20 protein-coding genes, 1 riboswitch and 3 other annotated features are annotated in these 25,394 nt (G+C 34.8%); of the genes, 4 read left to right on the forward strand and 16 right to left on the reverse strand.

What is annotated here, in order from left to right:
- Positions 1-63 precede the first annotated feature (63 nt).
- Together AC1DS7_RS01725 and AC1DS7_RS01730 are read right to left on the reverse strand one after the other, a co-directional pair.
- A complete protein-coding gene (locus AC1DS7_RS01725) occupies positions 64-1,947 on the reverse strand; it encodes an ABC transporter permease (RefSeq protein ID WP_002141700.1) in 1,884 nt (627 codons plus the stop codon).
- Between the two features lie 13 nt (positions 1,948-1,960).
- Positions 1,961-2,728: an ABC transporter ATP-binding protein gene (locus tag AC1DS7_RS01730; protein WP_002141697.1), complete on the reverse strand. Its 768-nt coding sequence runs from the start codon at positions 2,726-2,728 to the stop codon at positions 1,961-1,963.
- A 389-nt stretch (positions 2,729-3,117) separates the two neighbouring features.
- On the opposite strand from AC1DS7_RS01730, the gene AC1DS7_RS01735 reads away from it, so the two are divergent.
- Positions 3,118-3,600 carry a DUF2975 domain-containing protein gene (locus tag AC1DS7_RS01735; RefSeq protein WP_002127302.1) on the forward strand — a complete coding sequence of 161 codons (483 nt, stop codon included), beginning with the start codon at positions 3,118-3,120 and terminating at the stop codon, positions 3,598-3,600.
- Positions 3,601-3,610: 10 nt separating this feature from the next.
- A complete protein-coding gene (locus tag AC1DS7_RS01740; protein WP_002127301.1) occupies positions 3,611-3,829 on the forward strand; it encodes a helix-turn-helix domain-containing protein in 219 nt (72 codons plus the stop codon).
- A 165-nt stretch (positions 3,830-3,994) separates the two neighbouring features.
- Here AC1DS7_RS01740 and thrS read toward each other — a convergent pair whose 3' ends face one another.
- The 6 genes from thrS to AC1DS7_RS01770 all read right to left on the reverse strand — a co-directional run bounded on the left by thrS (position 3,995) and on the right by AC1DS7_RS01770 (position 10,329).
- Positions 3,995-5,914, reverse strand: a complete 1,920-nt coding sequence (gene thrS / locus AC1DS7_RS01745) for a threonine--tRNA ligase (RefSeq protein WP_476998731.1) — start codon at positions 5,912-5,914, stop codon at positions 3,995-3,997.
- Between the two features lie 44 nt (positions 5,915-5,958).
- Positions 5,959-6,181, reverse strand: a binding site (T-box leader).
- Positions 6,182-6,218: 37 nt separating this feature from the next.
- Positions 6,219-6,443 (reverse strand) — a binding site (T-box leader).
- Between the two features lie 37 nt (positions 6,444-6,480).
- Positions 6,481-6,704 (reverse strand) — a binding site (T-box leader).
- A 121-nt stretch (positions 6,705-6,825) separates the two neighbouring features.
- Complete coding sequence (locus AC1DS7_RS01750) at positions 6,826-7,533, reverse strand: pseudouridine synthase (protein ID WP_002141694.1); 708 nt, start codon at positions 7,531-7,533, stop codon at positions 6,826-6,828.
- A gap of 444 nt (positions 7,534-7,977) precedes the next feature.
- Complete coding sequence (locus AC1DS7_RS01755; RefSeq protein ID WP_002031902.1) at positions 7,978-8,343, reverse strand: VOC family protein; 366 nt, start codon at positions 8,341-8,343, stop codon at positions 7,978-7,980.
- Between the two features lie 99 nt (positions 8,344-8,442).
- Complete coding sequence (locus tag AC1DS7_RS01760) at positions 8,443-9,072, reverse strand: DUF4937 domain-containing protein (RefSeq protein ID WP_476998732.1); 630 nt, start codon at positions 9,070-9,072, stop codon at positions 8,443-8,445.
- 12 nt (positions 9,073-9,084) lie between these two features.
- On the reverse strand, positions 9,085-9,354 hold the full coding sequence (locus tag AC1DS7_RS01765; protein WP_080019762.1) for a PhzF family phenazine biosynthesis protein: 270 nt from the start codon (positions 9,352-9,354) through the stop codon (positions 9,085-9,087).
- A gap of 156 nt (positions 9,355-9,510) precedes the next feature.
- The gene (locus AC1DS7_RS01770; RefSeq protein ID WP_002085716.1) at positions 9,511-10,329 is read right to left on the reverse strand and encodes a hypothetical protein; all 819 of its coding nucleotides are present in this window, start codon (positions 10,327-10,329) and stop codon (positions 9,511-9,513) included.
- Between the two features lie 435 nt (positions 10,330-10,764).
- Positions 10,765-10,884: riboswitch (glycine riboswitch) on the forward strand.
- A gap of 107 nt (positions 10,885-10,991) precedes the next feature.
- On the opposite strand from AC1DS7_RS01770, the gene AC1DS7_RS01775 reads away from it, so the two are divergent.
- A complete protein-coding gene (locus AC1DS7_RS01775) occupies positions 10,992-12,359 on the forward strand; it encodes an alanine/glycine:cation symporter family protein (protein ID WP_002012784.1) in 1,368 nt (455 codons plus the stop codon).
- Between the two features lie 49 nt (positions 12,360-12,408).
- Here the strand turns inward: AC1DS7_RS01775 and AC1DS7_RS01780 are convergent, their stop codons facing one another.
- Together AC1DS7_RS01780 and AC1DS7_RS01785 are read right to left on the reverse strand one after the other, a co-directional pair.
- Positions 12,409-12,939, reverse strand: coding sequence for a DinB family protein (locus AC1DS7_RS01780; protein WP_476998733.1), 531 nt, complete (start codon positions 12,937-12,939; stop codon positions 12,409-12,411).
- A gap of 14 nt (positions 12,940-12,953) precedes the next feature.
- Positions 12,954-13,721, reverse strand: a complete 768-nt coding sequence (locus AC1DS7_RS01785) for a DUF3891 family protein (RefSeq protein WP_002085720.1) — start codon at positions 13,719-13,721, stop codon at positions 12,954-12,956.
- Between the two features lie 204 nt (positions 13,722-13,925).
- On the opposite strand from AC1DS7_RS01785, the gene AC1DS7_RS01790 reads away from it, so the two are divergent.
- Positions 13,926-14,198: an HU family DNA-binding protein gene (locus AC1DS7_RS01790; RefSeq protein WP_002012780.1), complete on the forward strand. Its 273-nt coding sequence runs from the start codon at positions 13,926-13,928 to the stop codon at positions 14,196-14,198.
- A gap of 50 nt (positions 14,199-14,248) precedes the next feature.
- On the opposite strand, the gene AC1DS7_RS01795 is transcribed toward AC1DS7_RS01790, so the two are convergent.
- The 6 genes from AC1DS7_RS01795 to AC1DS7_RS01820 all read right to left on the reverse strand — a co-directional run bounded on the left by AC1DS7_RS01795 (position 14,249) and on the right by AC1DS7_RS01820 (position 25,392).
- Positions 14,249-14,791 carry a hypothetical protein gene (locus AC1DS7_RS01795; protein WP_002141688.1) on the reverse strand — a complete coding sequence of 181 codons (543 nt, stop codon included), beginning with the start codon at positions 14,789-14,791 and terminating at the stop codon, positions 14,249-14,251.
- A 36-nt stretch (positions 14,792-14,827) separates the two neighbouring features.
- The gene (gene sfp, locus AC1DS7_RS01800; protein ID WP_002141687.1) at positions 14,828-15,577 is read right to left on the reverse strand and encodes a 4'-phosphopantetheinyl transferase Sfp; all 750 of its coding nucleotides are present in this window, start codon (positions 15,575-15,577) and stop codon (positions 14,828-14,830) included.
- Positions 15,578-15,641: 64 nt separating this feature from the next.
- On the reverse strand, positions 15,642-17,084 hold the full coding sequence (locus tag AC1DS7_RS01805; RefSeq protein WP_002141686.1) for an MDR family MFS transporter: 1,443 nt from the start codon (positions 17,082-17,084) through the stop codon (positions 15,642-15,644).
- Positions 17,084-17,308, reverse strand: coding sequence for an MbtH family protein (locus tag AC1DS7_RS01810; RefSeq protein ID WP_000184075.1), 225 nt, complete (start codon positions 17,306-17,308; stop codon positions 17,084-17,086). The genes AC1DS7_RS01805 and AC1DS7_RS01810 overlap by 1 nt, the downstream gene beginning before the upstream one ends.
- Positions 17,305-24,465 carry an amino acid adenylation domain-containing protein gene (locus AC1DS7_RS01815; protein WP_476998734.1) on the reverse strand — a complete coding sequence of 2,387 codons (7,161 nt, stop codon included), beginning with the start codon at positions 24,463-24,465 and terminating at the stop codon, positions 17,305-17,307. Before AC1DS7_RS01815 ends, AC1DS7_RS01810 begins: the two co-directional genes overlap by 4 nt.
- Before the next feature lie 33 nt (positions 24,466-24,498).
- The gene (locus AC1DS7_RS01820; protein ID WP_016102061.1) at positions 24,499-25,392 is read right to left on the reverse strand and encodes an isochorismatase family protein; all 894 of its coding nucleotides are present in this window, start codon (positions 25,390-25,392) and stop codon (positions 24,499-24,501) included.
- Positions 25,393-25,394 lie beyond the last annotated feature (2 nt).

The raw sequence follows: 25,394 nt of genomic DNA on the forward strand, positions 1-25,394 counted from the left end.
TGGTCACAATGTATTACAAATAAAAAGAGTCCTTGTTTTCAAAACAAGGACTCTTTTCTTAAACTATTTCGCTACTTCCTCTTTCGGCATTACCATACCTTTATAAAGTTGGACAGTAATCCAATAATAAATGAAATAAATTACTATGAAGATTCCTATTGGCATCCACACTTTTACAAACGGGTCAACTAATATAAAGCTGAATAAGTTAAGCCCTACTAACACGTGGGAAATTCCAATAATTGCTGGGAATATAAATAAATATGAGATTTCTTTATATATACTTTTTGTTAACATACTACGTCTCACACCGATTTTTCGTAGCATTTCATAACGGCGTACATCACGAGAAGCTCCTGTTAATATTTTGAACATAAGAGAACTTGCCATCATTGCTAAAAACGCAATTCCAAGGAAAAATCCCATAAACATTGTTCCGCTCATGAAACTGTTCATAAACTGATAAATTGTCATTTTCGTATATAATTCTACTTTTGTATCTGTTGTTTTTTCAATTTGTTCTTTTTGCCTCTTATCAATTTCTGTCAATAACGGTTTATATTTTTTCATATCATCTACTTTTGCTAATGTTACAGTATGTTCTGTTCCTTGAATTCCTTTGTAATGCTCTTCATCTGCAATTCTTACCGGTTTTCCGTTAAATTGATTATGTGTAATTTGTATCTCTCTTACAACCGCATCTTCCCAATCTTTTGGCATACGAGGAAGCTTATTCGCTACTTCAGGAGCTTCCAAAGCAGAATAGACAGGTTCAGTTAAAGGTGTAGCCACACGTTTACGAGCAGGTTCTTTTAAAGTCTTTGTATCAAAATGATCTGAAATAAGTGGTGGTTTTTCAGTTAAGTCGTTACGTAAATAATAAACCGCTTCTCCATCTACTTTATACTTATACTTGCTTTCTTCAACAATTTCCATTTCTTTTAATGCCGCTTTATCTTGTTCATTTGGATCATGAATTACGACATCATATACACGTGAGAAGTCTGTCATAATGCCTACATTCTTTTGAAACGCCATACCTGCTGTCATTGCACCTGCACCTAATGCAATTAACATCGCTACAGTGCCTAGTACCCTCGATAAACTAGTTACTCGAAAACGTAACTGTGCATAAGTAAAACTATTTAATCCCGTTTCATTTCGTTTTTTATTTCCCTTAATTTTTATTACAAAAAGTGGGAGCAACGAGCTAAAAATGAAATACGTTCCTACTGTCGTAACAATTGTCGCTATTATAAATCCTAGTTCAGCAAACATTTTTATATTCACCATAAAATAGTATCCTGTACTTACTAGCAATACACCTAGTACTGTCATAATAACAGTGCGAGTCTTACTTTTCTTCACCTCATCTTGCGTTTCATCTTCACGTATTAACTCTAATTCTGTTTTACGTAATAATCGGAAACTATTCATTAAACCAGTAATGAAAAATAATATTAAGAAGAAAATAGATGTAACTAATATAGCTGGTGTGTACACAGATGCGTAATTACCTTTTGCTGAAATTTCCATTCCATTCATTAAAAAATTTCCTGCTACACTAGCAAGTACTATTCCTACTAAAATACCGATAATAATACTGACAATCCCCATACCAAAAGTCTCAATAAATAATAATTGCGCTACTTTTTTCTTTTTCGCTCCAAGCATCATGTACATACCGAGTTCTTTTCTTCTTAATGTAAGTAAAAAAGAATTGGCATATATGATGTAAAAAACTGTAATGAAAGAAAGCAATATTGCACCAACCCAAAAGACGAGCCTAATACTACTAATGAGACTATTATCTTTTGTAAATTCACTATTCATCGCCATCGTTTGGAACATGTAAAAAATACTAATACTAATGACTAGACCAATAAGTAAAACCATATAATCCTTTAACATTTTTTTCATACTATGACGTGATAATTTGAATAACATAGTCTCGCCCCCCTTACTTCGACTCAGTTGCTGAGCCCATTTGGGCAAGCACACCTAAAATATCTTGATAGAAATTTTCTCGTGTTCCTTGACGTTTTAACTCTTTATAAAGAAGTCCATCCTGTATAAATAAAATACGTTCACAATAGCTCGCACTAAATGCATCGTGTGTTACCATCAAAATACTTACATTGTGATTTTCATGTAAATCTTGCATCGCTTCTAATAAACTTTTTGCATTTTTACTATCAAGTGCTCCTGTCGGTTCATCTGCTAATACGATTGCCGGATTATGTACTAAAGCTCGTGCTGCCGCTGTTCTTTGTTTTTGTCCACCAGAAACAGCAGTCGGATATTTTGTTAAAATTTCAGTAATCCCTAATTTCGTCGCAACCCCATTTACTTTTCCAGTAATCTCACTTGACGGTACGCCTTGCAGGGAAAGTGGTAAAGCGATATTTTCATAAATTGATAAATTTTCTAGTAGATTAAAGTCTTGAAAAATAAATCCTAGTTTTTGAGAACGAAAATCTGATAATGCATTCCCCTTCATAGAAGTAATATTTGTGCCAGCTATTGTTACACTACCACCTGTCGCTTGATCAAGTGTACTAATCACATTTAATAATGTCGTTTTACCAGATCCAGAAGGACCCATAATCCCTACAAACTCTCCTTCTTTAATACTTAATGAAACACCCCTTAATGCTTTTGACTGATTCTCATTTCTTTTCCCATACGTTTTTTCTACACCTTCTACAGTAACTACATTTGTTGACATCTCTTTCACTCCATCCCTTTTGTATAGTATAAATTTCCCATATATTTCTTATATTTTTCTCATAAAAATTCTTAAGAATTTTTAAATTTTCCAAATGCAGATTGAGATACATAAGAAATACAAACGATTTCTCTGCTTAATATTCTCACTTTTCTAAAATCCTTTCATTMGATTTCCCTTACATTTACCTTACATTTTTGTAAGGTTAAAAAAAACAAACCACTTCATAAGAGCATTTCTTTGGAATGAGAAATGCTTTTTATTGTTATCAAAATTTAAAAGATATTTCAATAAAAATAATAACACAATAAAAAACAATACATTTTTATTGCAAAACGATAAATCGCATGATAAAATCATGTTGTTATTACATAAGTGAGGTGCTTTTTATGAAACAAGTTACGACACTCTTTTTAAAGCTAGCTATTATTTTTATAGGATTCCCAGTTCTTGCATTGTGCATATTTTTGGTGCCTAAGATTGGGAATTTCGCTGGAGAATTGTATCCAGATATTGCTTATATGAAATCTCTCGTTTTAATCGATATGTACGCGGCAGCGATACCTTTTTACTTTGCTCTGTATCAAGCTTTTAAACTTTTAAGCTATATTGATAAGAACCAAGCGTTCTCGGAATTATCGGTAAAGGCTTTAAAGAATATAAAATACTGTGCCATCACGATCAGTACCTTGTACTTGCTAGGTATGCCACTCTACTATCTCATGGCGAAAAAAATTGATCCTCCAAGTTTCATACCAATCGGATTGACCATCATTTTCGCCTCTATGGTGATTGCCGTTTTTGCTGCTGTTCTCCAAAGGCTTTTACAAGAAGCTATTAATATAAAATCAGAAAATGATTTAACGGTCTGAGGTGGAGAATATGACAATTATTATTAATATTGATGTGATGTTAGCAAAACGAAAAATGAGCGTAACGGAGCTTTCGGAGAGGGTTGGGATTACGATGGCGAATCTTTCCATTCTGAAAAATGGGAAAGCAAAAGCGGTTCGTTTTTCAACATTGGAAGCGATATGTAAGACTTTAGATTGTCAACCGGGTGATATTTTGGAGTACAAAAGCGACGAATACACTCAATAAAAACAAATAACAACTTTCTTCAACCAATGGGATTAGATTGTGAAATTTAGATGAAGGGATAGCAATTAAGCTATCCCTTCTCTGCGTTTATTATTGTTATTTAATATATCTTTAATTACTTTAACTTCAGTATTACATATTAATGGTGTGTTTTATTATCAATCTCTATTTCCTATTTTTAATTTCCTCTTTCATACTTTCCACAAACGCATCTAGTTCAACAACTTCTGACTTCTCTTCACCATATTTCCGTACATTTACAGCTTCGCTTTCCATTTCCTTATCCCCAATAACAAGAACATACGGAACTTTTTGCATTTGCGCTTCTCTAATTTTATATCCTAACTTTTCATCTCGTATATCTCGTTCGACACGAATTCCGGCTTGTGCTAATTTATCTGCAATCCTATTTACATATTGTTCATGCACTGCATTTGAAACTGGAATTACTTTCACTTGAACTGGTGCCACCCATGCTGGGAACGCGCCTCCAAAGTGCTCAATTAATATTGCTAAAAAACGGTCTAAAGATCCTAAAACTGCTCGGTGAATGACAACTGGTCTTCTTTTTTCATTATTTTCATCTATATAATTTAATTCAAATTTTTCTGGCATTTGGAAATCAAGTTGGACTGTTCCGCACTGATGACTTCTATTTAAAGCATCTTTAATATGGAAATCAATTTTCGGACCGTAGAATGCACCGTCACCTTCATTTAATCTATATTTATAATTTAATGACTGTAATACATTTTCTAATGCCAATTCTGCTTGCTCCCATAATTTATCATCACCCATTGAATCTTCTGGACGAATAGAAAGCTCTACTTCATACTCGAAACCAAAAGTTTTATACACATAGTCAATTTGCACCAACACTGATTTGATTTCATCTTCAATTTGTTCTGGTGTTACAAATAAATGAGCATCATCTTGGCAGAAAGTACGAACTCTTAATAATCCGTTTAAAGCGCCACTAAATTCATGTCGATGCACTTGACCGAACTCACACATACGAATCGGTAATTCCCGATAAGAATGTAATTTATTTTTAAACATAAGCATATGGCCTGGGCAATTCATCGGTTTTAACGCAAAACTTTTATGATCTACTTCTGAGAAATACATATTGTCTTTGTAATGTCCCCAGTGTCCTGACTTCTCCCATAATTCTTGATTCATCATAAATGGAGTACGCACTTCTTGATAATTGTACTCATTTTGAATTCCTCTTAAAAATGCTTCTAATTCATTGCGAATAATCTGTCCTTTTGGCAAGTAAAAAGGCATTCCCGGAGCCTCTTCCGAAAACATAAACAATTCAAGTTCACTACCTAATTTCCGATGATTTCTCTTTGCGGCCTCCTCAACAAAATGTAAATACTCTTCTAATTTTTGTTGAGAAGAGAAAGCAACACCATATATACGCTGAAGCACTTGATTGTTACTATCACCTCGCCAATATGCACCAGAAACATGAGTTAATTGAAATGCTTTCAAATAACCAGTAGATGGCAAATGTGGTCCTCTACATAAATCTACAAATTCACCTTGTTTATACAGTGTTACACTTTCTCCATTAGGAATTGCTTCTAAAAGCTCTAATTTCAAACTATCATTCATTTCTTGAAACAATTCTTTTGCTTCTTCTCGAGAAACCTCAACTCGCTCTATCTTTACATTTTCATTTATAATATTTTTCATTTCTTTTTCTATTTTCGGTAAATCTTCTACGTTTACACTACTTGGAAGATCCATGTCATAATAAAATCCATTTTCAATGACTGGCCCTACACCAAGGTTTACATCACCATAAATTCTTTTTACAGCTTGCGCTAATATATGTGCCGCAGAGTGTCTTGCAATTTTTACCCCTTCATCTGAATCCATAGTAATGATTTCAACTTTCGCACTTTCTTCAATGTTTCGTCGTAAATCAAAAGACTGATCATTAACTTTTCCTGCGACTGCTTTCTTTTTCAAGCTACTACTAATTGCCCCAGCAATTTCTTCTAAAGTAATGCCTTTCACAAATTCTTTAACGCTACCATCTGGAAATTTAATTTCGATCATCTGTTCTTTCATTTTTCATCTCTCCATTTCATAATAAAAAGCACACTCATCCCTAAAATAGGGACGAGTGTGCTTTTACCCGTGGTTCCACCCAGATTCCCATCGCAAATATACAATGGCTTCTTTTACGGTAACGTCGTTTACACGGCACTAGATACTTGATTTCCCCAGTGCAGCTCTAAGGTGGTAAGTTATTTTTCTGCGTTAGGAAGTTCTCAGCTTTTCTTCCTTCTCTGTATAACCGTTTAAAATAACTCGTGTCCTTTTCTTCGCTTATTATGAAATTAAATATAAAAAAGCATATTCATCCCTAGTAAATAGGGACGAATATGCTTATATTCGTGGTTCCACCCAGATTCCCATCACAAAAAACATAATGGCTTCTTTTGCGGGTAACGTCGCTTACACGGCACTAGATACTTGATTTCCCCAGTGCAGCTCTAAGGTGGTAAGTTATTTTACTGCGTTAGGAAGTTCTCAGCTTTTCTTCCTTCTCTGTATAACCGTTTAAAATAACTCGTGTCCTTTTCTTCGCTTATTATGAAATAAAATATAAAAAAGCATATTCATCCCTAGTAAATAGGGACGAATATGCTTTTATTCGTGGTTCCACCCAGATTCCCATCACAAAAAACATAATGGCTTCTTTTGCGATAACGTCGCTTACACGGCACTAGATACTTGATTTCCCCAGTGCAGCTCTAAGGTGGTAAGTTATTTTACTGCGTTAGGAAGTTCTCAGCTTTCCTTCCTTCTCTGTATAACCGTTTAAAATAACTCGTGTCCTTTTCTTTGCTTTTGTAACAAATACATTTATTGTTATTTAATATATCCTATTCATTTTATTTTTACAAGTGTTAAAAATATATCTTTTATTCAAAAAAAAGAAACCAAAAACATTTTTTGGTCTCCCCTTCTCTTTTTTACCAATCTTGTGGTTCGTAATTTAAGTCTGAAAATAGGCGTTTTTTCTCTTTTTTCGATAAATCTCTCCACTGTCCGACTGGTAAATTATTCAACTCAATATTCATAATTCTCGTACGTTTTAACGTGTATACTTGATAACCCAAAGCTTCACACATACGGCGAATTTGACGATTTAGCCCCTGTGTTAAAATAATTTCAAACTCATATTTTGATAACTGTGTTACTTCACAAGGAAGTGTTTTTGTATCTAAAATTTTAACACCTGCTGCCATTTTTTCTAAAAACTCCGGTGTAATCGGCTTATCTACTGAAACGATATATTCTTTCTCATGTTTGTTTTCAGCACGTAAAATCTCATTAACGATATCGCCATCATTCGTTAACAAAATTAAACCGTCTGAGTCTTTGTCGAGACGTCCGATGTGATTAATTCGTAAAGGATGATTCACTAAATCGATAATGTTACCTTTTACGGCTTTTTCACTTGTACATGTAATACCTACTGGTTTATTTAAAGCGATATACACATGGTCTCGAGCAATACGAAGTTGCTCTCCATTTACTCGTACGTCATCACCTGGATTTACTTGGTCACCAATTTTTGCAACCTTACCGTTAATAATTACTTTTCTCTCGTTAATTAACTTATCTGCTCCACGTCGAGACGCTTTTCCAGCTTCACTAATAAATTTATTGATACGCAAGTTAGGCACATCCTTTTCATAAAAAATTTCAAGCTCACACTGCTTCTACCGTACAATACAAAAGGGTAAGCCTCCTATTATAACTTAAATATATTAACATGAAAGGGTATATGACGTCTTCACTTAATTACATGTTTACAAGAAAATAAGTGGTCCTCTTTTCCTTTTCACCTCAAACTGTTTAGCAGTCAATAGATTAACCCTTGAATATAACATCATTTATTTACTTTTTTCATAGATAATATACCGATATAAGTTTGATTAATCATGCCTAAATAACTCACAATATGTGAAAAACAAAAAAGAACCCTTTTGAAAATAATCAAAATGGATCCTTCTTCAACTAAACGAATACTAGTTTTTATACAAAAGTGTTCAATAATTATAATCTTTGATAGAAAACATCGTTCAACAAACAAAATAATCTCGAACTCCCCTAATTTTTTACGCTTCACTATTTTCTTCACATACTCCAAAAAGAAGCCCTTGATTATCTATACAATAAGCAAAGTAACCCATATTAGGAATAGCAGTTTTAGGTACAACTACTTGTCCACCATTTTCAATAACTTTATTTATGTACTCATCAACTGAAGGTACTTCAATCGAATTAGTTGTCCTAGTAGCACCATCAGGTGATTTCATTAATCCACCATCGATACCAGGTCTATCACTCTCACCTGTAATTATGAACCAATAGTCATGTGGCCCAGGCATTTTTTCAAACTTCCATCCAAAACTATTTGTATAAAATTGAATAGCTTCTTCAGGGTTTGGGACTTGCAATTCAAATCTTAAAACTCTACTCATTTAAATATCTCCCCTCTTATTCTTGTACAAAGTAATTATACAAGAACTAATGTTCTGCATCAAATTTTTCGAAACTAGCTACTTTAATAAGTTCTAACTTTATTTAGAAGCGGCAACAGACCATTCTTCCTTCCGAATAACTCTCTTCCCATTTATATTTTCAACATACTCATTTACATTTGCTAACTGATATAACTCTGGGAAAATTTCTTTCATATAGAGTTCATGTGCTATTTCATCTTGCCAATACGTTAATACTATGTAACGATTTTCAGTCTTTAAAGACTTCCCAACAACTCCACCTAACATTCCTTTTGCATTTTCCATTCCTTTATTCCAAATTGTTTCTTGCGTATGTAAAAAATCCTTTTCTTTTCCTTCTTTCACATCGCAAATTGCAACTCTTACAAATGACCCTTGTGCAGTTACGTCTTTCAAAGGAGTTTCTGTTATATCATACAACGTTTGAAACATTTCAATATTACAGGAAGTATATGTGCCTTCTTGATTACTATTTAAAAAAATTGTATCATGATCATCATTCATGAATGATTGATATGCATTTCTATCTTCCCATAAAGTATATACACATGCTTCCCCTTCATTCCACCCACCAAATTGTCCATAGAATCCGTCTAAATACTGTAAAACACGCCATTTTTCTTGCGCATCAGAAAACAATTGCCTTTTCTCTTCTTCCACCTTGCAAAATATTGTTTTTAATAGCATTTCTAATCCCCCTTATGATACGGTCCATTTCCCACTTGCAATACTTTCTATTTTTCCACCAATGCAAACATTAATTTTACTCTCAATCACCTCTGCTTGTATGTGTATTAGAGAATGGCGATTTATCTCATACCCTTGTTCAACATGCATATTTATCTTTTCCGTTCCAAGATAACGATATTTTATAAGATACGCCGCTAAACATCCATTTGAGCTTCCTGTTGCCACATCCTCTGTGATTCCATAATAATCTGCAAAATCACGGACATTAAGATCATTGATCTCCTAACTAGAAAATTCCTAATTTTCCACAAATAACACAAGTTGATTACCTGAATACTTGCCTTGCGAGAATACATCCACAATGTAAAAATCCCAATATCTCTCCTCTCTTCTATTCTTCAATACAATTTGTTTACATAATGAAATTATAGTTTATTAAATTTGTATATTTTTCAAAGAATCCTCTGCTTTTTCTATCAACCAATCACCAAACGTATCTAAAAATGATAAGATTTCTTCTATATCTTTTATCGGTTCAATTACATATTGTAGTGCTTTCCTCATATTTTTTTCTTGTTCGGGAAAATGCTTACTAAATAACTCATATGCTGGATATAAGTCCCTGGAATACAGCCCTTCTCTATCAATTGTTAATGCTAGACCTGCCCTGACTACAATCTTCATGATCCAACGACAACAATCCTCTATATCATCTACGTCCTTATTATGAATTAACTCTTCGTGTGTTTGTTCAATTTGTTTCCGCAAATGAATGAGATGTTCATACACTATCTCCTGACTTACTTTATATTTAGGTAAATATAATTTTACGTCTTCACCTAATATACATACACTATGTGTCTGAATCATAAATCCTATAAAAGAAAAATCCTCTGAGTTTATTACTTCTTTTTCACTATAAAAACTTAACTCCACTCCTGATATACAATTAAACTGCTGTGTAATTTGGACTTCTAGCTCCTTTCTCCAGCTTAAGTCAATTACTTGAGGATTCTTTCGAACTAATATAATCATATCTACATCTGCAACCCCTTCTATCCCAATCCCTCTTGGAATAGAACCCCTTATATAAACACTGTGCAAATCATCCCGCAAAAATTGACAACAAGTATCCTTTATTTCTTGTATTACCTCCAAAAACACAGGCTGAATTTTATTAAAATGTGCATCGTTTATAATAAATCCTTCATCATCCACAGGACAAAAACGCCCTATTTTTTTTATTCTTGGCAATTTATCAACTCATTTCCCTATAAAATATTGGTTTATTCCACACATACAACAATTATAATTCAAATAATTCAGAATTGAAAATTTGAAAGTAAGACATAAAGAATCCTACATTGTTACGTCCTATCTCTTTTATCACCATTCATTTTTCGAATATATAATAAGTAATCTCTCCTGAGATCATAAAATAGAAGATAAATTAGGAATACCAAAAAAATAAGTTTATTTACTATTTCAAAATAAAAAATGATTGCATTTCATTAATTGTATATCTATAATGTTTTTATTGATTCTATACAGAATCAATGCGTTTAAGTTTTTAATTTTATAATTCGGATGAACCATTCAGGAGAAGGTCTATTGATCTACCGACGGGGCAAAAAGTTGCTGAACCAACTTTGAAACTCTCAGGTCTTGTTTACAAGTAGAACTGCATGGGGACGAATCTCTGGAGAGACTCCCTCTCGCTTAATATAGCGCGGAGGAAAACGAGCACCGAAGGAGCAAATCCGCTAATCTAGCGGATAATCTCTCAGGTAAAAGGACAGAGACAAGCGAAAGAAAATGCCGATTTGTATCGGTTTATTTTTCTATCCCTTGTTTCTCCAGAGACCATTTCATTTCCTTGAAGTGGTTTTTATTTTTTCTAAAAAAGGAGAATACAGATGGAGACAGTAAGTAAAGTATTAGAACAAATTAATCAGTATGTGTGGGGGTTACCAACTTTGTTGCTACTCGTTGGAACTGGTATCATTCTCACAGTGCGCTTAAAAGGTTTACAGTTTAGTAAACTAATATACGCTCACAAGCTAGCTTTTAAAAAATCAGAGGATACATCATCTTCTGGAGATATTAGTCACTTCCAAGCACTGATGACAGCTATGGCTGCAACGATTGGTATGGGAAATATAGCAGGTGTCGCAACTGCTGTGACAATCGGTGGACCCGGCGCAATCTTTTGGATGTGGATTACTGCTTTATTTGGAATGGCAACAAAGTATGCCGAAGCAATCCTTGCGGTGAAATACCGTGTTAGTAATGAAAATGGTGAATACTCCGGTGGACCAATGTATTATTTAGAACGTGGTTTAGGGAAAAAATGGCTGGCTGTTTTATTCGCTATATTCGGCACAGCTGCTTCTTTCGGTATCGGTAATATGGTTCAATCTAATTCAGTTGCAGAGGCAATGCGAATCAATTTTTCTTTCCCTCCTGCATTAACTGGTATACTCATGTCATTCTTAATCGCTATCGTTATTTTGGGCGGTGTAAAAAAGATTGGTAGAGTTACTGGATATATCGTTCCTATTAAAGCATTCTTTTATATAATCGCTGGTCTTATTATTATTTTCTATCACTTTGATCAAATTCCAGAAGCATTTTCACTTATTTTTTCTGGTGCATTTCAAGGTACTGCAGCCGCTGGTGGTTTTATCGGAGCAACAGTTGCATCTGCAATTCAAATAGGAATGGCACGTGGTGTATTTGCTAACGAGGCTGGTTTAGGGAGTGCTCCTATTGCTGCGGCTGCTGCCAAAACAGATTCACCTGCAAAACAAGCTTTAGTTTCTATGACTGGTACTTTTCTAGATACATTTATTGTATGTACAATTACGGGGCTAGTATTAATTACTACAGGCGCATGGAAATCAGGTAAAACTGGTGTTGAAGCTACAACATTAGCATTCCAATCCGTATTCGGTACTGCTGGTAGTATGATTCTCGGTATCGCCATTATATTATTCGCCTACTCTACTATTTTAGGTTGGTCGTATTACGGAGAGAAGTGTGTAGCTTATTTATTCGGACAAGGTGCTGTACGATATTATAAAGCAATCTTTATCGTTATGATTGCAATAGGTGCTAATTTAAAGCTAGGTGTCGTATGGACATTTGCCGATATTGCAAATGGACTTATGGCGATTCCAAACTTAATTGGTCTAATCGGATTAAGTGGTATTGTTGTCGCTGAAACGAATCGCTTTTTACAAGCAGAGAAATTGAAAGAAAGTCATAAAAAACAGGCAAGTTAATCACTAAAAAAAGGAATGGCTCATTTATAATAAGCCATTCCTTTTTTCTCTATTTCAATTCCTTTCCCTCCTGAACCATATGTAAATAAAGTACAAAATCCATCATTGTAGATGAATAACCAAGTTGTCGGATCATTGCTGTTATATTCCCTCTATGATATGTACCATGATTTACGACGTGTTGCACTAACTCTAAAATGGAAGTGTCTAATGCACCTGCATATGGGTTCTCAATAACAAATACAGTATTTACGTCTTGTATTCTACTTAAAAATTCTTTATATTGATTTGCCATGTTTTCAAACATTTTTTCTAATTCATGTAACGATTTAGTTTCGATTTGTTTTCGTAATTTTTCTCGGTCTTGTATTACTTCATTCATACTTTTACCATTCAATATGTGTAACCACACTTGATCTGTAATATAAATATGTACAAAAGTATCCTTAATTGATGGGAATACACTCTGTATCTGTTCATTAAAAATTGTCTCATAGTTTGGTAACTCTTTTAGTCGGTTGAATAATCGTGTATTAGCCCAAGTATGGTAATCAAACTGTTTTAACATGTAATCTTTCAATCTAAATCTCCTCCTTATTGTATGAAACGAATGTTTTGCTTCTTCATTTCCGATTCTCTATCAGCTTTTACAATCCCTTTTTCTTTAACTTCATGTTTATTTATAGTTTTATATTTTACATATGTATAAAATTCCGTTTTAAATGGAAACGATGTAATTTGAATTGTTTCTTCATCCACCCATTCAGCTTGAATAGGCTTCTCCCCCTTACTATTAAACATTTCTGTTCCTTCAAAACCCTCTTTAAATAAATCAATTTCATCTTTCTTTTTTACACCAGGTTTATTCATACATACATATAAAGAAAGTTCATCACAAAACTTTAATAATCTATAATGTTTATCAAACATCGCATATTGTTCTTTTGTTAACGTTTTCAAAATTCTTTTTTGTCGTTCCAATTCATTTTTATAAAAAGACATCATCTCTTCATCTTCCTCATTTAATGAAAATGATAAAAAGTGCTTACTACAAAGTAGCGCCCCGTATGGATTTGACTCTTCAATTGCATTCAAACCAATCGTATAAAAAACAAAGCGTAATGAACTTGGACAATCCATAAATGTATATGGAATATTTTTAGTATCATTCAAAATTGGTACTTTATCAAGCTCTATCCATCCTCTATCATGCTCATATATAGCATCAATTGTCTCTTTTAAGTATATTTTATCTTCAAAAAAATCTTCTATTATATGTCTTGCAATTTCACCAGCTAAAAAACCATGATCATGTTGACGAATTAATATACTTTCTTTCTCATTCTTTTCACGAAAAATCATCCGTATATTCCCCCTCATCCTCATATTACAGCTTGTTGTATGAATCAATTCTTAATTAATCCCTAAATATTAGCAGGGATTCAGTTTCTTTCAACGAAATTAACATAAATATACAGCATTCTTTCTAATCACAAAGTTAGCTTTATCTTTACTAACCATTATACTAAAACATTCATTCTAAAAAATTTTTTATGAGGTGAAAACATGAACAAAACAGAATTAGTTAAAAATGTAGCACAATCAGCTGATATTTCTCAAAAAGATGCTTCTGCAGCTGTACAATCCGTATTTGACACAATTGCTAATGCATTACAATCTGGCGATAAAGTGCAACTAATCGGCTTTGGAACTTTTGAAGTGCGTGAAAGATCTGCTCGTACAGGGCGTAATCCGCAAACTGGAGAAGAAATTCAGATTGCTGCTGGTAAAGTTCCAGCATTTAAAGCAGGAAAAGAATTAAAAGAAGCTGTTAAATAAACAAGAAACCAGCCATTTTATAGGCTGGTTTCTTGTTTATTGTTTAGTTCTTATTTAAGCAGTTCCTTTATATTCTCTGCATGATACACTTCACAAATATAAAATACACATTTGCAGTTACTTACAATTTGATATTTTCTAGTTGGATAAACATTCGCCGCAACAGAACATCCATCAAACAATTCGATAATATTTCCAGATGGCTGATATCCTTCATATAATACATTTCTTCTTACTTCCATCTTTTCTATAAGGTTTTCAACAGGAATATTTCCACTCTCTAATTCACTCTTTATTGTATCCGGTAAAAACGAAGTGTCTGCAAAAATTAGATTTTCAGATAACACCTTACCTTTATAACTAACATTAGATACGCGATAAAGAAATGTTCCGTTTTTATCAAAGAAATTCTGTGCTTCTTTCGGAATGTATTGTCTATCGAGCGCTTCCTGTTCAAGTACATCAAATTGAACTGTATCTTTTACAAGTTTTTCTAAAGCTAGAATAGATGACGTATTTCTAGAAAACAACATATCTTTAATTGCCTGTACATTATAAGTTAATTCAGTTTTTCTATTTTCCGCTACTAACATGAGGAACACCTCTTCTATAAGAAATTTTATTAAAAATTAACGATGATTTAATAGCAATCCCGCGTCTAACTGCATAATTTCAGTTACTTCTTTACTAAATATTGCAATGGAAGCCATATAATCTAAACTAGGTCTTACATCTTCCATCATTGTATTTTCTGCTAACTCTTGTCTATCTTTAAAAATCAACAATTTTGGAGGGTCATTTGGAGCTGATACTGTAATTTCTACTGGTGGGATCAATAGTCCTTCACCTGTCGCTTTCAGCACTGCTTCTTTTCGAGTCCAATATGTTAAAAATCCTTCTAGTCGCTGCTCATCAGGTAACTTCATAACTTGTGCTATTTCAATGTCTGTTAATACGCCCTCTGCCATTTTCATAACATCTACATTTGGATTCATTTGCTCAACATCAACACCAACAGGTGCAGATTTAGTAAATGCAACAACAACCCACTCACCCGAATGTGAGACTGATATTTGCGGCATACCTTCTGGTAACTGTGGTCTGCCATGTTGTAATTTACATACTGGGCACATTCGATCAATTGGCACTTGGACTGGCGACATAGAAAGTACCTTTCCAAGTACTAATCTACTAATTACACACCCTATTATAAAACGCGCACGGTCTGCCGAATGATGATATGAATTTGCTTTCTCTCGCTCTACATCATTTAGTAAATTGTAATGCCATGATTGTAAATCTGAAATTCTTGCCCACCATATTTGACAACTATTCTCATTAAGAGTTGGTACAGAATCTACAACTTTACTCTCTATCATGTAAACTCTCTCCTTTTAAATGCCAATATTACTTTATTTCAAAAGAGTATTAGCATGCTGCAACTCATTCATTTACAACTTCTTTCTCTTTTTGTAATACAGATAACAGCTTTTTATTCTTCTTTGACATTACCTCTTTATCAGAAATACGTAAAGAAAATAGTAATGCTATGAGTAAAAATATTGCTGATCCAATTAATGCTGCTTGATATGGTAAGAAATCTGACTGTGCATTATTCTGTACGTTATTACTTCCAAAACCAGATAGTATACTAGCTAAAACAGCAACTCCTATTGCTGATCCTAATCGGTTTTGCACATTGAATATAGTAGTTGCTCTACCCATAGAAGGTGGTGCAATATTGTTAAAAGCAGAAAATTGAACCGCACCGACAGATTGGCCTAAGAAAATACCAATGCCAAACAATAGTGCCCGAATTTGCCATGGATTCGTATCATGATTTACAAAACTTAATAAAATAAAGATAACCGCCGTACTTACTAATCCAATAGAGATTACCTTTCGAGCTCCTAATTTCTTATATGACCATGGTACAATCTGCGAAGAAATCATTAATCCAATCGCCTCTGGGAATGTAGTAAGACCCGACTCCAGCGCGGAAACTCCTATTACATTTTGATACATAAGCGGAAAAATAAATAACATTCCTAGTAAACCAGCTGATGAAAACAACGAAATAAGACTCATTTTTCTAAAGACCGGTTCTTTTAATAAGCGTAAATCTAACATCGGTTGCTTTACTTTAAGTTCTACAATAATAAACAATGTAAGTAATACAATCCCAGCTATCCCAATACTAATTATTTCTGGAGAAACCCAACCTTTTGACGGGCCTTGACTGAGTGCATAGATGAGCATCGCAAAACCTGGTGCTGAAAGAACAAAACCGAGAGAATCAAAACGACCAGCCGATTTTTCAATATGCTCTGCTAAAAATAGAAGTCCAAATAGCAACGCAATGATGCCAAACGGCAGATTAATATAAAATGCCCAGCGCCAAGACATTTGATCTACAAAGAAACCACCAATAATTGGTCCGATCGCTGGTGCTACAGCAATTGGAAGTACAATAAATCGAGAAATTTTTGGTCTTTCCTCTGGTGAAAATGTTCGGAATAACATCGCCATCCCGACTGGTGTTAAAAGTCCGCCACCAGCACCTTGAATGATACGAAAAATGTTTAATGAAGTAATATCATTAGCAATTCCACATAGTGCAGATGCAATTGTAAAAACGAAAAGGGCAGTTAAAAATACTTTTTTCGTACCAAAGCGATCTCCTAACCAACCAGAAATCGGAAGGAAAATAGCTAAGCTAACTAAATACCCAACATTTACAGTCCCCATTGCAGATGGGGGCACTTGCAGTTCTTTGCTTATCGTTTGCAGTGCTACATTCACAATCGTTGCATCCATCGCAGCCATAAACATCGCTGTTATATAAACGATGCTTACAACTACTTTTGGATTTATTTTTACTTTCATTATTGTTTTCCTACTAATATTTTTTCGCTAATTTGATTTTTTTTCGGCTCTAAATCATTCCAGTTAACTTCAACGTATTCTAAGCAAACTTGTCTGCTAGCTTCTTCATGTACGACATTCCATCCAATTGGTACATCGAGAAAGGCAGGCCAGAGAGAATACTGGCCCTCCTCATTCATTAATACTTTATATGTGTAATTATCATTTTCAAATGGATTCGTCATACTTTACTTACCCCTTTCTTATTCTGCAAATATTTCGCTAGCACTTGTCCAATTTCTGTAAGTGGACCTGGCTGACATAAATCTTTATGTCTACAATCAATGTCATGCTGCACGATTTCCCCGTCTAAATAATTTAGCCACGTATTTGGAGAAATAGGATTAAACCAGTCTGGTATAACAGTAGATCTAAAGAATAAAATATCCCCGTTATAAACTTTTGGCACGTATTTCCCTAACAACCCTACTGAATTTACATATGTTTCTTTCAAGTTTAAAATAGTCTCTTCCTCAAGACTTGCTAATGCACTTCCATCTTTGCGAAGTATTGCAACCGCACTTTCCATAGTAAGTGGTTTACCATCCATGTTATCTGGATCATATCCACCTAAAGCAAGTAATGCGATTAACGCTTCTTCTTCAGTAGGTGCTTCCGTATTCGGTAAGAAGTGACCAGGATACGAATCAAGCATAACGAGTAATTCTACTTCTTCCCCTTCATTTTGAAGTTGCGCCGCCATTGCATGAACAACATTTCCTCCAAGCGACCATCCGAGTAAACGATATGGTCCGTGAGGCTGTATTCCACGAACGTGTTTTAAATAATCCGCCGCCATCTCCTCTAAGCTTTTTGGAAGTTCTTCATTTTCAGCGATACCACGTGCTTGTACACCATAGATTGGATAATCTGTTCCTAAAGATTTCATAAGTCCTGCATAGCACCAACTTAATCCACCTGCTGGATGTACGCAAAATAATGGTAATTGATCTCCGCTTGCTCGTAATGGAAGCAACACATCAAGTGCACTTTGACCATTCCCCATTTCAAGTCTTTCAGCAAGCCCTGCAACAGTAGGTGCTGCAAATAAAGTTCCGATATTTAGTTCAACTCCAAGTGCCTCTTTAATGCGACTCATCAGCTGCACTGCAAGAAGTGAATGACCACCAAGATCAAAGAATCCATCATCAATTCCAATTTGAGACACACTTAAAACTTCTGTAAACAAGTCACATAACATTTCTTCTTGCGGTGTTCTCGGTCCGCGGCTAGAAGATGATACAATAAATTCTGGAGCTGGCAATGCCTTTCTATCTAATTTACCGTTTGGAGTTAAAGGTAACTCATTTACTACTACAAAAGCGTATGGAACCATATAACCTGGCAAACTACCTCCAACATACTGACGCATTTCATTCGTATCGATCGTTTCATTATTTGATGCGACGATATAAGAAACTAATCGTTTATCCCCTGGTTGATCTTCCCGTACAATAACAGCTACTTGTTCAACTTTAGGATGTTTCATTATTACCGCTTCTATTTCCCCTAATTCAATTCGGAATCCACGAATTTTAATTTGATGATCTGCACGTCCTATATAATCTAACGTCCCATCTTGACGCCAGCGCGCTAGGTCTCCTGTACGATACATTCTTGTACCTGGCTTACCAAATGGATCTGCGATAAAACGTTCAGCAGTTAATCCTGCTCTTCCTAAATATCCACGAGCGAGCCCTGCACCTGCAACATATATTTCTCCAACTACTCCAGGTGGCATCGGTTGTAAATAGTTATCTAATACGTATACTTTAAGATCCGGTATACTGCACCCGATTAAACTATTTGCTCGTAAAGATACGATACTTTCATCTAATTCAATATAACTAACATGTACCGTCGTCTCCGTTATTCCGTACATATTAATAAGCTTCGGTGCGTTATAAGGATGACGACTATACCAATCTTCTAATCGACTTAGTTCAAGTGCTTCTCCGCCAAAAACAACATATCGTAAAGATAATTTTTGACCAACCTCTTCATTTTCACGATCTGCTTGCATCAATTGATAGAACGCTGATGGAGTTTGGTTTAAAACAGTAACCTTTTCCTTAACAAGAAGCTGTAAAAATTCTTTCGGCGAGCGACTTACAGTATGTGGTACTACAACTAAACGCCCTCCATATAATAAAGGTCCCCAAATTTCCCAAACCGAGAAATCAAAAGCGTATGAATGGAACATCGTCCACACATCGTCTGCGTCAAATTGGAACCAATGATCAGTTGCGCCTAAAAGTCTTACTACATTTTGATGAGGTATCATAACCCCTTTCGGTCTACCTGTTGAGCCTGACGTATAAATAACGTAAGCAATATGTGAAGGAGATAACGGCTTCATGCGCTCCATTTCATCTATATTGTCTTCACTATATTTCTCAATTTCTTCTATTACGTTCACATCATCAACTAAAATCTTTAGTGCCTCATCACATTCAATTTCCACATCTGAATTTGTTAAAACACATGATGGTTTCGCATCGTGTAGCATAAATGAGATACGATCTGACGGATAATCTGGATCTAACGGAAGGTATCCCGCACCAGCTTTAAGAACAGCAAGTAAGCTTACAACCATATTTAAAGATCTCGGCATCGCTAAAGCAACAAGTTGATCAGGACCGATTCCTTTCGCTATTAACAAACGAGCTATTTTATTCGCTTTTCTATTTAACTCTTCATAAGTTAGCTTTTCATCTTCAAAGACAACAGCAATAGAATTTTGATTTACATGAGCCTGCTTTTCAAATAATTGCGGCAATGTCATTTCAGGTACAATTTGAAAACCACCATTCCACTTTTCTAAAACTGTATTTCGCTCTGCTAAAGTTAATATTTCTAATCTACCAATTGATTGATCCGGATGTTTCTCTGCATCATCTAATAATAGAATGAATCGTTCTATTAGTTTTTGAACCGTTTCACGTTTATATAAATCGGTACTAAACTCTAACAATCCGTGTAAGCCGTTTGGAGTACCATCAACTCTGTTACTCTCGCTAATTTCAAATGTTAAATCAAATTTTGCAGAACCAACACTTTGAATTTCAAGGCTCGCTTCTAAATCCGGTACATTAAACGTTGCTTCTGGCGTATTTTGGAAAGCTAACATAACTTGAAACAGCGGATGACTATTTCGAGTTCGTACTGGGTTTAACACTTCAACAAGTCGTTCAAATGGAACATCTTGATTTTCATAAGCTGCAAGGTTTACCTGTTTCACTCTATTTAATAATTCTTTAAAACTTGGATCTCCTGATGTATTTGTGCGTAACACTAATGTATTTACAAATAAACCAACTATATCCGTGAGTACATCGTCGTTTCTCCCAGCAATCGGACTACCTAATGGTATATCAGTTCCAGCACCTAATCTTGTAAATAAGGCACTTAGTCCTGCTTGCAACACCATAAACAAACTAACTCCATTTTTACGAGCGAGCTCCACTAACCTACTATGCATACCTTCATCTAAATGAAAATGAATTGTTTCCCCGCGATAACTAGTTTCAATTGGGCGCTGGTAATCTGTAGGTAACTCCATTTGATCTGGTAAACCTTTTAACTCTTCTTTCCAAAAATCTAATTGTGTTGAAATAATACTGTCTGGTTTTGTTTCATCACCTAATAGCTGTTGTTGCCATAGTGAATAATCTGCGTATTGAACTGGAAGGGTTTCTAGTTGAACACTATCACCTTGACATCGTGCTTTATAAGCCGCTGTAAAGTCTCTCGTTAACGCTTGTAATGACCATCCATCTCCTACAATATGATGCAAAAGAATTAGTAAAACATGTTCGTTTTCACTCACTTTAAAAAGTTGCAAACGAATTGCTGGTTCGATATCAAGATTAAAGCTATATCTTACAGCTTCAGACAGTGTACTTTCTAATTCATCCTTACATGTATTTGTTATAATCATTTTTAAATTCAATTTATCCATTTCTAGAATTCTTTGATATGAACTGCCAAGTGAATTCGGGAAAATCGTTCTAAGTGTTTCATGTTTCTCAACTACATCATAAAAGGCACCTTGCAGTGCTTCCTCATTCAATTTTCCAGACATACGAATGACTAACGGAATATTATAAGTAGGACTTGGACCTTCTAAACAATTTAAGAACCATAACCTGCGCTGTGCAAATGAAAGTGGAACTTCATTTGGCCTACTTACTTTCTTAATAGCTGGCCTTGCGCTTTTTGCACGATCCAACTGGTTCGCTAATTCAGCAACAGTTGGTGATTCAAATAGCTTTCCGATTCCTAATTCTACACTTAACGTTTCACGAATTCTTGCCATTAAACGAGATGCAAGAAGCGAATGGCCACCCATTTCAAAGAAATTATCATCTATACTAATTCGCGAAACACCAAGTACTTCAGCAAATAAATCACATAATATTTCTTCTTTCGGATTTCTAGCAACTCTCTCATTGTTCATTCCATTAAAATCAGGAGCAGGTAATTTCTTTCTATCAACCTTACTATTTGGTGTTAATGGTAATTCTTCTAGCACAACAAATGCCGATGGCACCATATAATTCGCTAAACTTTCTGAAACATAAGAACGAATTTCCGAAAGATTAATTGGTTCCTTCTCTTCGGCAACGATATACGCAATGATTCGTTTATCATTTGGACGATCTTCTCGTACCATTACCACTGCTTGTTGTATATTTTCATGTCGTTGTAATACCGTTTCAATTTCAGCTAATTCAATTCGGAAACCGCGAATTTTAATTTGATGATCTGCGCGACTAATGTACTCTAACACACCATCGTTACGCCATTTCACAAGATCACCTGTGCGGTACATACGTGCTCCATCTTTTCCATAAGGGTTTGCAACAAACCGTTCAGCCGTTAACGCTGGTTTTCCTAAATATCCGTTCGCAAGTCCTTCTCCTGCAATATATAATTCACCGATAACTCCAGGTGGAACAGGCTGTAACCCTGCATCCAAAACGTACACTTCTGTATTCCAAATTGGTCTTCCAATAGGAGGGATACCATTTTCACTGTCATCAATGTTCATGAAAGTAGACCAAATAGTCGTTTCAGTTGGTCCATATAAGTTAGTTATAGAGCAACCTAATTCTTTTAATTTATTTGCTAAATGTGCCGGAAGAGCTTCACCGCCAACGAGTACGTTTAGCCTTTGTAACCTCTCTGGATATTCAGTTATTAACGCCTGCCAGAGCGTCGGTGTAGCTTGCATAATTGTCGCTCTTTCTTCTTGTAACAATGTCGTTAACGCAGAAGGCTCTTGGATTACCTCTTTTTGTGCAATTGTTAAACTTGCACCACTAATAAGAGGTAAATAAATTTCTAGAGCAGAAATATCAAACGCAAACGTTGTAACTGCTAATAAATGATCGTTTTCATTTAATGAAAACATATCTTTCATAGCTAATAAGAAGTTACTTAAACCTTTCATAGTAACAATTACACCTTTTGGATTTCCAGTTGATCCTGAAGTGTAAATTGTATAAGCTTGGTTTAAAAGTGATTCATCATTTTTAAATGGTAGATTCATATGAGAATATGTTTTTAACGCTATTTTCGTTTCTTCGCTATCTAATATGATTTTTTTAATATCATTTTCTATAACTAAAGTAGATGAAACAGATGAATGTGTTATGATACAAACTGGATTTGCATCATTTACTATATAATGAATTCGCTCGGCTGGGTATTCTGGATCTATCGGTAAATACGCTGCACCAGCCTTTAGAACTGCTAGCATACTAACTACCATTTCTATTGATCTTGGAAATACTAAGGCTACAAACTGATTTACTTCTATTCCTTCTTCTAATAAATAGTGTGCTAGTTCATTCGCTCGTTCATTTAGCTCTTTATACGTAAGTTTTATCCCGTTACAAGTAACTGCTATTTTATTTGGATTTTTTTGTACTTGTTTTTCAAATAATATAGGTAGATTAATTAGTTCTTCAGCTTTCTTCGTTTCATTCCATTCCAATAAAACTTTATGATTTTCTTCAGGAAGAGTAATGTTTATTTTTCCAATCGGCTCGTCTTTATGATAATTATTTATCACTAATTCTAATAGACTCATAAATCTTTCTTTATGCAATGCTAGTTCCGCGCCGTTATATACTTCCGGATTCGCATCAAAATGAATCATTAACTCATTTTCATCGAAGCGCTTATATACATTAATCGATAAGTCATCGACAGGTCCTGCTGATAAATTATGTGTAATACCACGATTTCCAGCAAAGATAAGCCCGTAATCAAAAGGCATAACATTCACTAACGGCCCAAACAACCTTTGATTTTCACCTAGTAACTTTAAGTCTCTTCTTAATTCCTCATGACGATATTTATGATGACGACGTACGTCTCGAATTTCTTTAGAAACTTGCTGTATTAATTCTGCAAAAGTTATATTTGGAGTTAACTTTAGACGAAGTGGAACTAAATTCATTACCATGCTAGGTGTATGAATAGATACAGAACCAAGACGCCCCATCATCGGTAAACCTAAAACAATATCATTTGCACCTGTTAATTTATGCATATAAATACTTGTTACAGCTACAACAAATTCGGGCCAACTCGTTAACGAAATATTAATATCTTCTAGTAAAGTTTTCGAACTAGCATTTGATAAATAAGCAGTTTCTCGTAAAAATCCATTTGATGTTCTCGGCGCTCGTTCTGCTAAACTTATAACTTCCGGTTCATCTGCAAACTTTTCTAGCCAAAAAGTACGATTTTCCTGAAATTGTTTAGATTCACGATACTCATTATCTTCTTGTACAATTTTGGCAAGGGAACCAAATGGCTTTTCATTCTTATTTGTTTCTTCTATAAGTGATGTATACTCATTCGCTACCTTTTGGCTAAGAAGTGAAAATCCATAGCCATCCATCACAATGTGATGGATGCGCTGATACCAAAAGAAACGATTATTTTCAACTTGAATAAGTGCTTCAGTAAATAATTTATCTTCTTTTAAATCTATCGGTACAGATAAATCATTTTTCATCCATACTTTAGCAGCTTCTTCAGGATTTCCCTCTTTACGAACGTCAATAAAATGCATATGAAACGTTGACGATTCCTCAATAACTTGCCATGGGCCAATTTCATCCTCTTCGAAACGAACATGAAGTGCTTCTGCTTCTTTTACCACTTTACGTACAGCTAACTCGAAAATTTCATGATTAATATTTCCGTTTATTTCTATATATTCCCCAGTATTATAAATCGGATTAAGCGGATCTAATTGTTGCGCAAACCACATACCAGACTGCGCAGATGATAACGAATGACGAATCTTTTGACTATTAGGCATTCTTTACTACCCCTTTATTATGTAGACTATTTGTTACAGCACTTGTGCTGCTTGTGAAGATAGTAAACGGTACCAATCATCAACAGTTGGACGTTCTGCTAAATCTGCAAAAGTGATTTCTTTCCCTTCGCGGCGCCACTTCTCTACTAAACTCATAATTCTGACCGAATCAAGTCCTCTATTTAATAAGTCTTCATCAACTTCAATACTCTCTACTGGCTCACGGAGTAGTTGTGCAACTAGTTCATGTACTTTCTGTAAAGTGATTCCTTCACTCTCATCGCTTTTTACACTTTGTAAATCTTTTAATAGTAAGTTTGTTGATGTCGTTACTGCACATCTATTAGATGCATACTGCAATGCTTGTTTATGATGCTCTAGCGAAAAATCAGCAACTGCATCTGCTACAAAAAATGGCTCTATACCATCCATAAATGCTTCACAAGCTGTTAAAAGGCAGCCAATATGCGCATAAATACCGCAAATAATAAGTTGATCTCTTCCCTGCTCATTTAAAATTTCTAATAGATTCGTCTTTTTAAATGCACTATATCTCCATTTGGTTAGGTATATATCATCCTCATCTGGAGTAAGCTCATCGACAATTTTCTTTTTATCTGGTCCAGCAGGAATACCGTCACCCCAAAAGTCTTGTAATAACCCTCGTTGTTCTAACGTTTGTCCACCAGGTTGTGCTGTATAAACAACTGGTATACCAAGTTCCTTGCATCTTTCTCTTATCACCTTAATATTTGAAATTAGTTCTACTTTTGGCGATTCTTTATCGCTATATGCATCAAGAAAATATTCTTGCATGTCATGGATTAGAAGAACCGCACGTTTCGGATCTGGCGTCCAATTCACTTTATTTTTTGGTAGTTCTGATTCAATTGGCATTTTATATACTGAAATAGATGGGATAGCCATCT

The organism is Bacillus sp. P4_E1 (genome assembly GCF_056401715.1).

What these genes read in the sequence shown, in the direction of transcription:
- AC1DS7_RS01725 (WP_002141700.1), bottom strand. Translation starts at nt 1,947, where the DNA reads ATGTTATTCAAATTATCACGTCATAGTATGAAAAAAATGTTAAAGGAT.
- AC1DS7_RS01730 (WP_002141697.1), bottom strand. Translation starts at nt 2,728, where the DNA reads ATGTCAACAAATGTAGTTACTGTAGAAGGTGTAGAAAAAACGTATGGG.
- AC1DS7_RS01735 (WP_002127302.1), top strand. Translation starts at nt 3,118, where the DNA reads ATGAAACAAGTTACGACACTCTTTTTAAAGCTAGCTATTATTTTTATA.
- AC1DS7_RS01740 (WP_002127301.1), top strand. Translation starts at nt 3,611, where the DNA reads ATGACAATTATTATTAATATTGATGTGATGTTAGCAAAACGAAAAATG.
- thrS (WP_476998731.1), bottom strand. Translation starts at nt 5,914, where the DNA reads ATGAAAGAACAGATGATCGAAATTAAATTTCCAGATGGTAGCGTTAAA.
- AC1DS7_RS01755 (WP_002031902.1), bottom strand. Translation starts at nt 8,343, where the DNA reads ATGAGTAGAGTTTTAAGATTTGAATTGCAAGTCCCAAACCCTGAAGAA.
- AC1DS7_RS01760 (WP_476998732.1), bottom strand. Translation starts at nt 9,072, where the DNA reads ATGCTATTAAAAACAATATTTTGCAAGGTGGAAGAAGAGAAAAGGCAA.
- AC1DS7_RS01775 (WP_002012784.1), top strand. Translation starts at nt 10,992, where the DNA reads ATGGAGACAGTAAGTAAAGTATTAGAACAAATTAATCAGTATGTGTGG.
- AC1DS7_RS01785 (WP_002085720.1), bottom strand. Translation starts at nt 13,721, where the DNA reads ATGATTTTTCGTGAAAAGAATGAGAAAGAAAGTATATTAATTCGTCAA.
- AC1DS7_RS01790 (WP_002012780.1), top strand. Translation starts at nt 13,926, where the DNA reads ATGAACAAAACAGAATTAGTTAAAAATGTAGCACAATCAGCTGATATT.
- AC1DS7_RS01795 (WP_002141688.1), bottom strand. Translation starts at nt 14,791, where the DNA reads ATGTTAGTAGCGGAAAATAGAAAAACTGAATTAACTTATAATGTACAG.
- sfp (WP_002141687.1), bottom strand. Translation starts at nt 15,577, where the DNA reads ATGATAGAGAGTAAAGTTGTAGATTCTGTACCAACTCTTAATGAGAAT.
- AC1DS7_RS01805 (WP_002141686.1), bottom strand. Translation starts at nt 17,084, where the DNA reads ATGAAAGTAAAAATAAATCCAAAAGTAGTTGTAAGCATCGTTTATATA.
- AC1DS7_RS01810 (WP_000184075.1), bottom strand. Translation starts at nt 17,308, where the DNA reads ATGACGAATCCATTTGAAAATGATAATTACACATATAAAGTATTAATG.
- AC1DS7_RS01815 (WP_476998734.1), bottom strand. Translation starts at nt 24,465, where the DNA reads ATGCCTAATAGTCAAAAGATTCGTCATTCGTTATCATCTGCGCAGTCT.
- AC1DS7_RS01820 (WP_016102061.1), bottom strand. Translation starts at nt 25,392, where the DNA reads ATGGCTATCCCATCTATTTCAGTATATAAAATGCCAATTGAATCAGAA.